9 protein-coding genes and 1 tRNA gene are annotated in these 13,376 nt (G+C 62.1%); 9 read left to right on the top strand and 1 reads right to left on the bottom strand.

Features of this window, described 5'->3' with window-relative positions:
• The first annotated feature begins 29 nt into the window (after positions 1 to 29).
• From pdxH to ACXAF5_RS10555, 5 genes are all read left to right on the top strand, one after another.
• Positions 30 to 635, top strand: coding sequence for a pyridoxamine 5'-phosphate oxidase (gene pdxH, locus ACXAF5_RS10575; RefSeq protein WP_239359490.1), 606 nt, complete (start codon positions 30 to 32; stop codon positions 633 to 635).
• 130 nt (positions 636 to 765) lie between these two features.
• A complete protein-coding gene (locus tag ACXAF5_RS10570) occupies positions 766 to 1,308 on the top strand; it encodes a cold-shock protein (RefSeq protein ID WP_239320007.1) in 543 nt (180 codons plus the stop codon).
• Positions 1,305 to 1,778: a DUF192 domain-containing protein gene (locus tag ACXAF5_RS10565; RefSeq protein WP_474946544.1), complete on the top strand. Its 474-nt coding sequence runs from the start codon at positions 1,305 to 1,307 to the stop codon at positions 1,776 to 1,778. Before ACXAF5_RS10570 ends, ACXAF5_RS10565 begins: the two co-directional genes overlap by 4 nt.
• Positions 1,779 to 1,821: 43 nt before the next feature.
• A tRNA-Pro gene (locus ACXAF5_RS10560) sits at positions 1,822 to 1,898 on the top strand.
• Between the two features lie 809 nt (positions 1,899 to 2,707).
• Positions 2,708 to 6,361: a vitamin B12-dependent ribonucleotide reductase gene (locus ACXAF5_RS10555; protein ID WP_474946543.1), complete on the top strand. Its 3,654-nt coding sequence runs from the start codon at positions 2,708 to 2,710 to the stop codon at positions 6,359 to 6,361.
• A 323-nt stretch (positions 6,362 to 6,684) separates the two neighbouring features.
• Here the strand turns inward: ACXAF5_RS10555 and ACXAF5_RS10550 are convergent, their stop codons facing one another.
• On the bottom strand, positions 6,685 to 8,232 hold the full coding sequence (locus ACXAF5_RS10550; RefSeq protein WP_474946542.1) for a trimethylamine methyltransferase family protein: 1,548 nt from the start codon (positions 8,230 to 8,232) through the stop codon (positions 6,685 to 6,687).
• Positions 8,233 to 8,700: 468 nt separating this feature from the next.
• On the opposite strand from ACXAF5_RS10550, the gene ACXAF5_RS10545 reads away from it, so the two are divergent.
• From ACXAF5_RS10545 to ACXAF5_RS10530, 4 genes are all read left to right on the top strand, one after another.
• A complete protein-coding gene (locus ACXAF5_RS10545; RefSeq protein ID WP_474946541.1) occupies positions 8,701 to 9,237 on the top strand; it encodes a hypothetical protein in 537 nt (178 codons plus the stop codon).
• A 291-nt stretch (positions 9,238 to 9,528) separates the two neighbouring features.
• Positions 9,529 to 10,977 (top strand): cysteine--tRNA ligase, encoded by a 1,449-nt coding sequence (gene cysS / locus ACXAF5_RS10540; protein ID WP_474946540.1) that lies wholly within the window; start codon positions 9,529 to 9,531, stop codon positions 10,975 to 10,977.
• Positions 10,974 to 12,602: a citramalate synthase gene (gene cimA, locus ACXAF5_RS10535; RefSeq protein ID WP_474946539.1), complete on the top strand. Its 1,629-nt coding sequence runs from the start codon at positions 10,974 to 10,976 to the stop codon at positions 12,600 to 12,602. Before cysS ends, cimA begins: the two co-directional genes overlap by 4 nt.
• Positions 12,592 to 13,368 carry a squalene/phytoene synthase family protein gene (locus tag ACXAF5_RS10530; protein ID WP_474946538.1) on the top strand — a complete coding sequence of 259 codons (777 nt, stop codon included), beginning with the start codon at positions 12,592 to 12,594 and terminating at the stop codon, positions 13,366 to 13,368. The genes cimA and ACXAF5_RS10530 overlap by 11 nt, the downstream gene beginning before the upstream one ends.
• Positions 13,369 to 13,376 lie beyond the last annotated feature (8 nt).

Below are 13,376 nucleotides of genomic sequence, written 5' to 3'. Positions count from 1 at the left end.
GACGCGCAACCACTCAGACAGGAACCAAGATGTCAGACCGAGAAGGACTCTTCGCGGGGGAAGACCCGTTTGAAATCGCGCGCCGCTGGTTGGCGGAGGCCGAAACCACCGAACCCAACGATCCCAATGCGATCGCGCTGGCCACCGTGGATGCCAACGGCATGCCCAATTCGCGCATGGTGTTGCTTAAGGAAATCGAAAGCTCCGCCTTCGTGTTCTACACCAATTACGAGAGTGCCAAGGCCCAGGAGATCGCCGCAACCGGCACCGCCGCCTTTGTGATGCACTGGAAGTCCCTGCGGCGCCAGATCCGGGTGCGCGGACATGTGGAAAAAGAAGAGGGCCCGCAGGCGGATGCCTATTTTGAATCGCGCTCTCTGAAGAGCAGGCTGGGCGCCTGGGCCTCGCAGCAATCACGTCCATTGGCCTCTCGAAGCGCTTTGATGGCGGAGGTTGCAAAGGTGACCGCCACCAAGGGACCGAATCCCAAACGTCCCCATTTCTGGGGAGGTTTCCGACTCACCCCGATCGAGATCGAATTCTGGGCCGATGGCGCGTTCCGGCTGCACGATCGCTTTGTCTGGAGACGCGAAGATAGCGCAAACGACTGGAATATAACCCGCTTGAGCCCATGACGTCATTTGGCGTCATGACTTTACATTCCCTGTAACTTCGGAATTTTTTTTGCACTTGAATTCTGGTGCCGAAATCGCGCAGTTAGTTGGGCAGCACGGAAATAAACAAACAAACCGGTGGAATTCGCAAATGGCCGAAGATTTGAGCAGTTTGCAACAGGTCCGTGGACTAGTGAAATGGTTTGACCCGACCAAAGGGTACGGCTTCATCGTCTGTCCAAATGGCGGCCCCGACATTCTCTTGCACGTCAATGTTCTGCGGAACTTTGGCCAGAGTTCCGTTGCCGATGGCGCCGGGATCGAGGTTGTCACGCATCGCACGGACCGTGGCGTTCAGGCCGTCGAGGTCATCTCCATCACCCCGCCCGAGCGTGACGACACGCCGGTGCTGAGTGATCTGGCGGAGCTGGATGCGGGCGATATCTCCGCGCATCTGCTGGAGCCCGCGCGGGTGAAATGGTTCGACAAGGCCAAGGGATTTGGCTTTGCCAATGTCTTTGGGCGGGACGAGGATGTCTTCCTCCACGTCGAGATCCTGCGCCAGTCCGGCCTGTCCGATCTGCAATCGGGCGAGGCGCTGGCGATGCGGGTGATCGAGGGCAAGCGCGGCCGCATGGCGGTCGAGGTTCTGGCCTGGGAAGCCGCCGCGTCAGAGCTGAAGGACGATCAGTGATACGCGGAGCGATCACCGCCCTCGGGATCGCTCTGCTCACCAGCGGCGCTGCGCGCGCCGACAGGGCCTGCGCGCCGGATCGTGTGGATCTGCGCGGCGACTGGGGGCAGGCAAGCTTTACCGTTGAACTGGCCGCAACCCCGGATGCGCGGGCGCAGGGGCTGATGCATCGCGCCGAGATGCCGCCGCGCGCCGGCATGCTGTTTGTTTACGAGCATCCGCAACGGGTTGCGTTCTGGATGAAGAACACGCTGATCCCGCTCGACATGATCTTTGTCGGTGCCGACGGGGTCGTCGATCACATCCATGAGAACGCCATTCCGGGCGATCTGACACCGATCCCCGGCGGGGATGAGGTCATGGTCGTGCTGGAAGTGAACGCCGGGGTTGTGGCCGCATATGGCATTTCCGTCGGCAGCCAGATGCGGCACGAAGTTTTTTCATCCGAAACGGTAAAATGGCCCTGTTAGGGCTTTTCAAATCCGAACAGCATCGCTAGGAAGGCGCACGGTCCGGGGCGTGGCGCAGTCTGGTAGCGCACCTGTTTTGGGTACAGGGGGTCGTGAGTTCGAATCTCGCCGCCCCGACCATTTTCTTCCTTTCCCATATCCCATCTGTCCCGCGGTTCTCTCCGCGGGAACGGCGGCGTGGTGGCGCGACAGGTGCAGCCGCGCGCCCGCAGCCTGCGCCAGTCCGGGCAGGCGCTGGCGACAGAGGCGGCGCGATTCCAGAATCACCTCACCACCTCGACAGCTGCTCCTGGGCGCCTCGCTAGATTTGGTGTTTACGCTTTGTTAGGGTTCTGACGCGGGGGCGCGTCAGTTACTGCTGTTTTCGGCGGCAGTGTTTTGCGATCCGACAGCGCTTGGCCGGATACCGGTGTTTCACAGCCACAGCGTGTCGCGGATGTTCATCACCGCGCTGAGGCAGGCCCGCGACGCGGATGGCGCAGGCATCGGTTCATCACTCTGGATGATGTGCTGCGAGCAACCCTCTCGCATCGCGACAGAATTCACCATCCGTTAACCACGACACGCAGCAGGGGGTGTTGGTGCGGCGTCATGTGTGAATCACACCTGGGCGCATGACCCGTGAAACCGTAAAAAGGGTCAACTAAATTCTGTTCCGTTAAAAGTGAAATTTTGCGTTGACCCTCTGGGGCATCTTACGCGAGATTGTGGGTGTCGCTGGGGGCGCCACTAAATCTTGTAGATATTAGGCCGTGTCCCCCACCTCAGTGCTTCGTGCAAAACCGTTAAATTCGGGCCGGTGAAGGGCCTGCGAGTGCGGGGAGACCCCGTGCCGCAATGCGGTATTTGCATGCGCCAGGGGGCGACGATCGGGGCCGGTGCAACAGCGCCAGATCTTTGACAACGGGACTATTGGGACAGGTGTAGCCATGAAAATCGAACGTCGTTTCACAGAGGCAGGGCAGGATGCTTACGCGTCTTTGGATTTCATCGGAGCGACGTCCGAGATCCGCAACCCGGACGGCACCATCGTGTTCCGTCTGGAGGGCATCGAGGTGCCATCGACCTGGAGCCAGGTGGCCAGTGACGTCATCGCGCAGAAGTACTTTCGCAAGGCCGGTGTCCCGTCCCGCCTGAAGAAGGTCAGCGAGAAGGGCGTACCGGAATTCCTGTGGCGCTCGGTCCCGGCGGATGACGATGTGGAACTCGGCGGCGAGACCTCCTCCAAACAGGTGTTCGACCGCCTGGCCGGGGCCTGGACCTATTGGGGCTGGAAGGGTGGCTATTTCTCCTCGGAGGAAGACGCACGCGCCTATTTCGACGAGATGCGCTATATGCTGGCGACCCAGCGCGCCGCCCCGAACAGCCCTCAGTGGTTCAACACCGGCCTGCACTGGGCCTATGGCATCGACGGCCCGGCGCAGGGCCACCACTATGTGGATTACAAGACCGGCAAGCTGACCAAATCCAACAGCGCCTATGAACACCCGCAGCCGCATGCTTGCTTTATCCAGTCCGTGTCCGACGATCTGGTGCAGGACGGTGGCATCATGGATCTCTGGGTGCGTGAGGCGCGGCTGTTCAAATACGGCTCCGGCACCGGCACCAACTTCAGCCACCTGCGGGCCGAGGGCGAGAAGCTCTCTGGCGGGGGCAAATCCTCGGGCCTCATGGGCTTTTTGAAAATCGGGGATCGTGCCGCTGGCGCGATCAAGTCAGGCGGGACAACCCGTCGAGCAGCGAAGATGGTGATCGTGGATGCCGATCACCCGGATATCGAGCAGTTCATCGAATGGAAGGTGATCGAGGAACAGAAAGTTGCCTCCATCGTGGCCGGCTCCAAAATGCACGAAAAGATGCTGAACGGCATTTTTGAGGCTCTGCGGACCTGGGACGGTCTCGCTGAGGACGCCTATGATCCGGCCGAAAATACCGCTCTGAAATCAGCGATCCGCGAGGCCAAGAAGGTCGCGATTCCAGAGACTTATATCAAACGCGTGCTGGATTATGCCCGTCAGGGATATGACAGCATCGAGTTCCCGACCTATGACACCGATTGGGACTCCGAGGCCTATTCCTCCGTGTCGGGCCAGAACTCCAACAACTCCATCCGCGTCACCAATGCGTTCCTGCATGCAGTCGAAAAAGACGCCGATTGGGAGCTGATCAACCGCACCGACGGCAAGGTCGCCAAGACCGTGAAGGCGCGTGATCTGTGGGAGAAAGTCGGCCACGCAGCCTGGGCCTGCGCCGATCCGGGCATCCAGTTCCACGACACTGTCAACGAGTGGCACACCTGCCCCGAAGACGGTGAGATTCGGGGCTCAAACCCCTGTTCGGAATACATGTTCCTGGATGACACCGCCTGCAACCTGGCGTCGCTGAACCTCCTGACCTTCTATCAGGGCGGCGTGTTTCAGGCCGAGGATTTCATGCACGCCAGCCGTCTGTGGACGCTGACGCTGGAAATCTCGGTGATGATGGCGCAGTTCCCATCGAAGGAAATCGCGCAGCTGTCATATGACTTCCGCACGCTGGGTCTGGGCTATGCCAACATCGGCGGTCTGCTGATGAACATGGGCTACGGTTATGACAGCGACGAGGGCCGGGCGCTCTGCGGGTCGCTGACCGCGATCATGACCGGTGTGGCCTATGCGACCTCGGCTGAGATTGCCTCCGAACTGGGGCCGTTCCCGAGCTACGCGCGCAATGCCGACCATATGCTGCGGGTGATGCGCAACCACCGCAATGCCGCTTACGGCGCGACCGAGGGTTACGACAAGCTCACCGTGAAACCGGTGCCGCTGGATTTGCAAAACTGCCCCGATGCGCGCCTGACCGAACTGGCGATGAGCGCCTGGGACGAGGCGGTGAGCCTTGGTGAGAAACACGGCTATCGCAACGCGCAATCCACCGTGATCGCGCCCACCGGCACCATCGGTCTGGTGATGGATTGCGACACCACCGGGATCGAGCCGGACTTCGCACTGGTGAAGTTCAAGAAACTTGCCGGCGGCGGGTATTTCAAGATCATCAACCGCTCGGTGCCCTCGGCGCTGGAAGGCCTCGGCTATTCTTCGGCTCAGATCGAAGAGATCGTCTCCTATGCGGTCGGTCATGGCTCTATTGGCAACGCGCCGGGGATCAACCATACCTCGCTGACCGGACATGGTTTCGGCCCCAATGAGCTGGCAAAGGTCGACGCCGCACTCGAAAGCGCCTTTGACATCCGGTTTGTGTTCAACCAGTGGACATTGGGCGAAGAGTTCTGCACCGGCGTGCTGGGCATTCCGGCGGACAAGCTGAATGACACCGCCTTTGATCTGCTGCGCCACCTCGGCTTCACCAAAGCCGACATTGATGCCGCGAACGATCACGTCTGCGGGACCATGACCCTGGAGGGCGCGCCGCACCTCAAGGAAGAGCATTATTCGATCTTTGATTGCGCCAACCCCTGTGGCAAAAAAGGCAAGCGTTATCTGGGTGTTGACAGCCACATCAAGATGATGGCCGCCGCTCAGAGCTTTATCTCCGGCGCGATCTCCAAGACCATCAACATGCCCAATGACGCCACCATCGAGGACTGTCAGCGGGCCTATGAGCTGAGCTGGTCGCTGGGTGTGAAAGCCAATGCGCTCTATCGTGATGGCTCAAAACTGAGCCAGCCGCTGGCTGCGGCCCTGGTTGAGGATGACGATGAGGCCGCCGAGATCCTAGAGACAGGTTCGGTGCCGGAAAAGGCCGCAACCCTCGCCGAGAAGATCGTCGAGAAAGTGGTCATCAAGGAGGTGATGAAATCCCATCGCACCAAGATGCCGCAGCGCCGCAAGGGCTACACGCAAAAGGCAGTTGTCGGCGGCCACAAGGTTTACCTGCGCACCGGCGAATATGAGGACGGCAACCTCGGCGAGATCTTCATCGACATGCACAAGGAAGGCGCGGGCTTCCGGGCGATGATGAACAACTTCGCCATCGCGGTCTCGGTTGGTCTGCAATACGGGGTGCCGCTCGAAGAATTTGTCGATGCCTTCACGTTTACCAAGTTCGAACCCGCCGGCATGGTTCAGGGCAACGACTCGATCAAGAACGCCACCTCGATCCTCGACTATGTGTTCCGCGAACTGGCAGTGAGCTACCTCGACCGCACCGATCTGGCGCATGTGAAGCCCGAAGGCGCGAGTTTTGATGATCTGGGCCGGGGCGAAGCGGAAGAAGGGGTCTCCAACCTCTCCGAGCTGAGCGATGGCGCGGCGTCGAAATCGCTGGAGGTGCTGAAGCAGATTTCCTCCAGTGGCTATCTGCGCAAACGCCTGCCGCAGGAACTGGTGGTGCTGCAAGGCGGCCAGACCAGCGTCGCGGTGACTGCGCTGGACGGCAGCGCCGACCCGGTGGCGGCCTTGCAGAAACTGGTGCCGGAGACCTCCGACGCCCCGGCGCCGACGGGCGGCATGGATGCACGCACCAAGGCCAGGATGCAGGGTTACGAAGGCGACCCATGCGGCGAATGCGGCAACTACACGCTGGTGCGCAACGGCACCTGCATGAAATGCAACACCTGCGGCTCCACCTCGGGCTGTAGCTGAAACAACGGGTCGGGCGTGCTCCGCGCGCCGGACCCAGACACCGCATCCGAGGGCACACACCACCTGGGGGATGCGCAGGGGACAGGGCGTCGCAACCGCCGCCACGTCCCCGACGAAACAGGGCCGGTCACCAACACTGACCGCCCAACTGGATCGAAGGCGCGTTCCGGGCCTTTGACCCCTGTCTGGAGTGGGTGCGCTCACTCCACACGCCGAGAAGGACCAGGCAAGAAAAAACACCGGGCGGTCAACGAGAAGAGCCTGATCGGCGAAACTGCCCCCCTCTGAACCGGAGGGGGGCTTTTTGCTTTTGAAACGGCGGCTCAGGCGGGCAGGTGGATCTTGAACCGCGCCCGGATCGCCTGATCGACATCCGGCGGAAACCGGGCGGCGGCGCGCTCCGCCAGGATGCTCTCCTTGCGGGTGGTGGCACTGGCGATCAGATCGGGCTTTTCGCGCTCGACCCATTCCTTGGGCGAGGTCCGGTCCCCAAGGGCGGGGTAGACATAGTCCTTCTGCATGCGGCTCAGGGTCTGGCCGGTGCCGAGGTAGTGGCCCGCGCCGCCGAGGCAGACTTCGGCGATCTGGTCCAGAGCGAGGGTTTCGTCGGTCACCTCGATGCCGCGCACGCAGCGCATCGCCTGACCGATCAGATCATCGCCGAGGATCAGGCTTTCGTGGCAGAACCCCAGAAGGGAGGCATGCATGCCGGCAGATTCATAGACCATATTGAGCCCCGACAGACCGGCCATCACGTTGGAGCACATCTGCTCCCACCCCGCTTGCATGTCCGGCAGCTTGCTGTCGGCAATCCCCGCCGCAGCGCCGCCGGGCAGATCATAGAACCGATGCATCTGGGCACAGCCCGCGGTCAGCAGTGCCTGTTCGCCCGAGCCGCCGGTCATCGCCCCAGTGCGCAAGTCCAGGCCAAAGGGCCAAGTGCCAAAAATCGCGGGATGTCCGGGGCTTAGCGTATTGACATAAACCATCCCGGCGAGGCATTCGGCCACCGCCTGCACGATCGCCCCCGCCACGGTGGAGGGCGCCGTGGCCCCGGCCATGCCCGCCGACAGCAGCAGCACCGGAATGCCGGCGCGGATACATTCCTCCATCACCAGACAGGCTTCGGTGGCGAACTTCATCGGCGGCACGACAAAACAGTTGGAGTTCGACACGAAAGGGCGAGCGCGCCATTTGTCCTCGCCGCCGGCAATCATGTGCAGAAGCTCCATCGCCGGGGCGACGTAGGACGGATCGGTGAACGAGGTGCCCACATGTTTGAAAGTGCCGGCACAACAGGCGTAGATTGTGTTGAGATCCATCTCCAGATTGTCGGCAATGTCGCGGCAGACCATCGGCCGCTGCACAAAGCTGATATTGTCCAGCTGCGCGCAGATCCGCGCCGCATCATGCAGATCCTGAACGGTGCTGTCGCGATAGGCGCGGCCCTGCGCGTCCACCAGATGCACGGCGGCCCCTGCGGTGCCGTAGTGGACCCGCGTGCCCCGCAGGTCGAGATCGCTCTGACCGTCGCGGCTGAACAAGGTGACAGCGCGATTGGCAACGGCCAGCTTGTCCTCCACCAGCGCGCGCGGGAACCGCAGACGCCCGTCGTCGCCCAGCTGGCACCCGGCCTGGCACAGGAGGTCGATGCCGCTTTGCGGCGCATCCGCAAGTCCGATCTGTTCCAACGCATCAAGGGCAGCGTGGTGGATGCGCAGGAGTTCGGCATCGGACAGGAGGTTCAACCGGCCGCCCTCCAGACCGGGGTGAATGGCGCGCATTTCCGCGCTGAGGGGGGCGGCGCGTGCGGCGCGCCGGGCCGCACGCCCGCCGGAGCGCGCTGCGGTTGAGGTTTGAGCAGATGTCATGATTTTGTCTCTGTTGTCTGAATGTTGAACCCTTGGGGTGAAAACATCACAGACAGGAGGGGCGCCCCCGCGCCGCAAGGCCGCGCGCCGCACCGATGGTGCGCGACACAAGCTGGATCATGCACAGTGGTTCCTGCATGCGCGGCCTCCCTTTGGATCAGGCTAGCCGGGGATTTGCGGGCGATTCTGTCTCGGCAACGACGCATGGCGCAAAAACGACAGGATTCTCGACCGTGCCGACCTCCGGCCCGGGGGCCGATCAGGGGCGATCGGAAAATCCGCATCAAATTAAGAATAACCCCGCAGAAGAACCCGATGCGTGGGCCGGAAACCCGTCGGACACGGCCGTCGCGCGCGAGACTTGAACGAAGTGTTAAGCATAATGTGGGAGGCTCAAGACAAGGGAGACCAGCGCAAAACGACGCGTTTACTACCGGCGCCAGTGGCGCTGATCGAAAGGGCACCGCCATGGGGAACCATGTACCCACCCGCCACCGAAGTGGCCGCTTCCATCACCTCTGCGGGTGTCTGTTGCTCGCCTGTACACCCGCCGTGGCGGGAGAGGCGGACAGCAACTGGGCGGGCCGGTTTCTGGGTGGTTTTGCCCTCTCGCAGCAGGCCATCGTCGCCGCACCTGTCATGCAGCCCGGCTTTGCCGCCCCTTCGACTGCGCCGCAGCCCTTGCCGTCGCCTCAGGCCGGCACGGCGGGTTCACGCAGCGCCGGCACCGCGCGTCTGTGGCAACATGCGCCCGCCATCGACCTGTCGCTGTCACCACAAGTGGGCGCACCGTCCCTTGCTCCTGCAGGCCAGAGCGGCCTGCACCTGCTTGCACCGCTCCCCGAGGGCGGCTCGGAGACCGGATTTGGCCTCGGCTGGGGCGTCGAAGTCTCGCCGCGAGTCTATGTGCAAGGCGGTGTTCTGGGCAGTGAGGATCCGGGCGGCAGCTACTCGCTCTCTCGGGAAAACCGCTACCTGTCGCTGAGCGCATCCTTCCGGTTCTGACCCGGTGCGGTGCTTGCCTTTGCAAACTGCGCGGGACCCAAAAAGGCCATCCCTTCGACCCAAGGCAGATCCGGACGGGATAGGGCTTGGCCAATGGGGATCGCTGTGCTATCGGAATGCCATGGCACGTATCGAAACCATCATTACCATTTGTATTGCCTGCTGATCTTCAGCGGGCTGGTTTCTGTCGTTCTCTTTCATGTGACAAGTTGCTAAGCCCGCGCTGCGCGCAGTGCGCATGCTGAGGTATGTGGGGTTCGCCCAAGCCGAGGTGTTGTCGAAGGAGCTGACATGACGACGATCAAATTGCACAACTCGAAGACCCGCAAAAAAGAGGTCTTTACCCCGATTGATCCGGACAATGTGCAGATGTACGTCTGTGGCCCCACGGTCTATGATCGGGCGCATCTGGGCAATGCACGGCCCGTGGTGGTGTTTGACGTGCTGTTCCGGCTGCTGCGCCATGTCTACGGCGACGCGCACGTCACCTATGCGCGCAACTTCACCGACGTCGATGACAAGATCAACGCGCGTGCGGCCGAAAGCGGGCGTGAAATCGGCGAGATCACCGCCGAGACCACTCAGTGGTTTCTGGACGATATGGGCGCGCTTGGAGCGCTGGAGCCCACGCATATGCCGCGCGCAACGCAGTATATCCCGCAGATGGTCGCGATGATCGCGGATCTGATCGACCGCGGCCATGCCTATGCTGCCGAAGGTCATGTGCTGTTTGCGGTGGATTCCTGGCGCGAGGGCTACGGTCAGCTTTCGGGCCGCTCCGTTGACGATATGATCGCCGGGGCCCGCGTCGAGGTGGCGCCGTACAAGAAAAATCCGATGGATTTTGTTCTCTGGAAGCCGTCGGATGCGGAACAGCCGGGGTGGGAGAGCCCCTGGGGGCGCGGACGTCCGGGTTGGCATATCGAATGCTCCGCCATGAGCCATGATCTCTTGGGCGCGAGTTTCGACATTCACGGCGGCGGCAATGATCTGATGTTCCCGCATCACGAGAACGAGATCGCCCAGAGCTGCTGCGCCAACCCCGAAGGCGAGTTCGCGCGTTACTGGCTGCACAATGAGATGCTGCAGGTCGAAGGCAAGAAGATGTCCAAATCGCTGGGCAATTTCTTCACCGTGCGCGATCTGCTGGAGCAGGGCATTCCGGGCGAAGTGGTGCGGTTTGTGTTCCTGCAGACCCATTACCGCAAGCCGATGGACTGGACCGAGAAGAAGGCCAGAAGCGCAGAAAAAGAGCTTCGGAAATGGAGAGAGTTAACTAAGGGAGTTGCTCCGACGGAGGTGTACGAACCTTTCCTTCTCAATCTCTTTGAGGACATCAATACTCCAGCAGCGATCCGTAACTTGCGATGGATTGCGAGCGAAATTCAGCACCTTGAAAAGTTCGAACAGTCGGCTGAGGCAAAAGTTCCGAATGCTCCCGAGCTCACTCATTCCACGCACCATTGGCGCGGTATTCTGAAGGCTTCCGCAAATCTAGTCGGTCTTCTCTCGGATGAGATGGGTGACTGGGCCGCAGCGCCGTCGGTTGATCTCTCGGCGCATGAGGCGCGACTGTTCGCGGCGCGTCAGACGGCCATGGACACCAAGGATTTTGCCGAGGTAGATCGCCTCAAGTCGGCCTACACGGAGGCAGGGCTGGAGGTGCGCATGTCGAAAACCGGTGTGGAACTTGTACCCGGCACCGGGTTTGACGCGGCCAAGCTGGAGGGGCTGGAATGACGGAACGGCTCTATCTTTATGACACCACCCTGCGCGACGGGCAGCAGACGCAGGGGGTGCAATTCTCCACGTTAGAAAAAAAGCAGATCGCCCAGGCACTTGATGACCTAGGTGTGGACTATATCGAGGGTGGCTGGCCTGGTGCCAACCCGACCGATAGCGCCTTTTTCGATGAGGCACCCGAGACCCGCGCGACGCTGACGGCCTTTGGCATGACCAAGCGGGCAGGGCGCTCGGCTGAGAATGACGATGTGCTGGCGGCGGTGATGAACGCGGGCACCAAGAGCGTCTGTCTGGTGGGCAAGTCGCACGACTATCATGTGACTGCTGCGCTGGGGATCACGCTTGAGGAGAATCTCGACAATATCGCGCAGTCGGTGGCGCATATCGTGGCGCAGGGGCGCGAGGCGCTGTTTGATGCCGAGCATTTCTTTGACGGCTACCAGGCCAATCCAGACTATGCGCTGGCGGCCTGTCGCGCGGCGCTCGATGCGGGCGCGCGTTGGGTTGTGCTGTGCGACACCAATGGCGGCACCCTGCCGCATGAGGTCCACCGCATCGTATCCGAGGTGATCGCTGCGGGGCTGCCGGGCGACCATCTGGGCATTCACACCCATAACGACACCGAAAATGCGGTTGGCTGTTCGCTGGCGGCGGTGGACGCCGGCGTGCGCCAGATCCAGGGTACGCTCAACGGTCTGGGCGAGCGCTGCGGCAATGCCAACCTCACCACCCTGATCCCGACGCTTCTGTTGAAGGAGCCCTATGCCAGCGCCTATGAAACGGGCGTACCGCAGGGGGCGCTGGCGCGGCTGACGACGGTGAGCCGGATGTTGGACGAGATCCTCAACCGGGTGCCGCAGAAACAGGCGGCCTATGTGGGGGCCTCGGCCTTTGCGCATAAGGCGGGGCTGCATGCCAGCGCAATCCTCAAGGACCCCTCGACCTATGAGCATATTGACCCCGCGGTGGTGGGCAACAGTCGCGTTATCCCGATGTCCAATCAGGCGGGGCAGTCAAACCTGCGCCGCCGTCTGGCAGAGGCGGGCCTGACGGTTGAGAAGGGCGACCCGGCGCTTGGCCGTATTCTGGAGCGGGTGAAGGAACGCGAAACCGAAGGCTATTCCTACGACACGGCGCAGGCGTCGTTCGAGCTGCTGGCGCGGGAGGAACTGGGCCAGATGCCGCAGTTCTTTGAGGTCAAACGCTACAAGGTCACCGTGGAGCGGCGCAAGAACAAGTACAACCGGATGGTGAGCCTGTCCGAGGCCGTCGTGGTGGTCAAGGTCGACGGAGAAAAGCTGCTCTCCGTCAGCGAGTCCCTCGACGAGACCGGCAGCGACCGCGGCCCTGTGAACGCCTTGGCCAAGGCGCTGCGCAAGGATTTGGGACGCTATTCCAAGGTGTTGGACGACATGCGGCTGGTCGACTTCAAGGTGCGTATCACCCAGGGCGGCACCGAGGCCGTGACCCGCGTCATCATCGACAGCGAAGACGGCAAGGGGCGGCGCTGGTCCACGGTTGGCGTCAGCCCGAACATACTGGATGCGTCTTTTGACGCGTTGCTCGATGCGATGAACTGGAAGCTGCTGCGCGATGCAGCCGAGGCGGCGGATGCAGTTTGACGATGACCTGAACGCCTGCGCCGAGGCGGTTCAGAAGGGCGATCCGGATCGCTTTCTGGCCGCAATGGCCGCTCCCGTCGAGGCGCGCCCGCTGCTGTTTGCGCTCTACGCCTTTAACATCGAGATGTCGCGCGCGCCCTGGGCCAGTCAGGAGAGCATGATTGCTGAGATGCGGGTGCAGTGGTGGCGCGATGTCGGTGCGGAGATTGCCTCCGGCGGGCAGGTGCGCAGGCATTATGTGGCGACACCGCTGGCGCGGCTGGTCAACCACGAGGCCGCGCAGGTGATTGACGCGATGGCCGAGGCGCGGCGCTGGGACATCTACCGCGATCCGTTTGAGGATGAGGCAGCCTTTGACACCTATATCGACGCCACGTCGGGTGGTCTGATGTGGATGGCGGCTGCCTCGCTGGGGCCAGCAGACGAGGGTGTTGTGCGCGACTATGCCTATGCGGCGGGGCTTGCGGCCTATCTGCGTGCAATCCCAGAGCTTGAGGCCCAAAAACGGGTGCCGCTGCTGGATGGGACCGAGGCCGGGCTGATCCAACTGGCGGAACGTGGGTTGGACCGGCTTGCCGCTGCCAGACGAGGGCGGCAGGCGATCTCCTCTGCGGCAAGCAGTGCCTTGCTGCCCGGCTGGCAGGCGGGTGCCATCTTGCGACAGGTTCGGGCAGAACCCGCGCGGGTGGCGGCAGGCGCGCTTGGCCTGAGTGAGTTTCGCAGGCGGGTGTCGCTGATGTGGCAGGCGGGCACCGGGCGCTGGTAGCGCGCCAC

It is taken from the genome of Epibacterium sp. ABV4_022 (assembly GCF_056159345.1).
The sequence above is the reverse complement of the archived record's forward strand: the minus strand, read 5'-3'. Positions and strand labels throughout refer to the sequence as shown.

Coding starts and splice junctions, on each gene's coding strand:
- ACXAF5_RS10545 (WP_474946541.1), top strand. CDS start 8,701: ATGGGGAACCATGTACCCACCCGCCACCGAAGTGGCCGCTTCCATCAC.
- pdxH (WP_239359490.1), top strand. CDS start 30: ATGTCAGACCGAGAAGGACTCTTCGCGGGGGAAGACCCGTTTGAAATC.
- ACXAF5_RS10550 (WP_474946542.1), bottom strand. CDS start 8,232: ATGACATCTGCTCAAACCTCAACCGCAGCGCGCTCCGGCGGGCGTGCG.
- ACXAF5_RS10570 (WP_239320007.1), top strand. CDS start 766: ATGGCCGAAGATTTGAGCAGTTTGCAACAGGTCCGTGGACTAGTGAAA.
- cysS (WP_474946540.1), top strand. CDS start 9,529: ATGACGACGATCAAATTGCACAACTCGAAGACCCGCAAAAAAGAGGTC.
- cimA (WP_474946539.1), top strand. CDS start 10,974: ATGACGGAACGGCTCTATCTTTATGACACCACCCTGCGCGACGGGCAG.
- ACXAF5_RS10555 (WP_474946543.1), top strand. CDS start 2,708: ATGAAAATCGAACGTCGTTTCACAGAGGCAGGGCAGGATGCTTACGCG.
- ACXAF5_RS10530 (WP_474946538.1), top strand. CDS start 12,592: ATGCAGTTTGACGATGACCTGAACGCCTGCGCCGAGGCGGTTCAGAAG.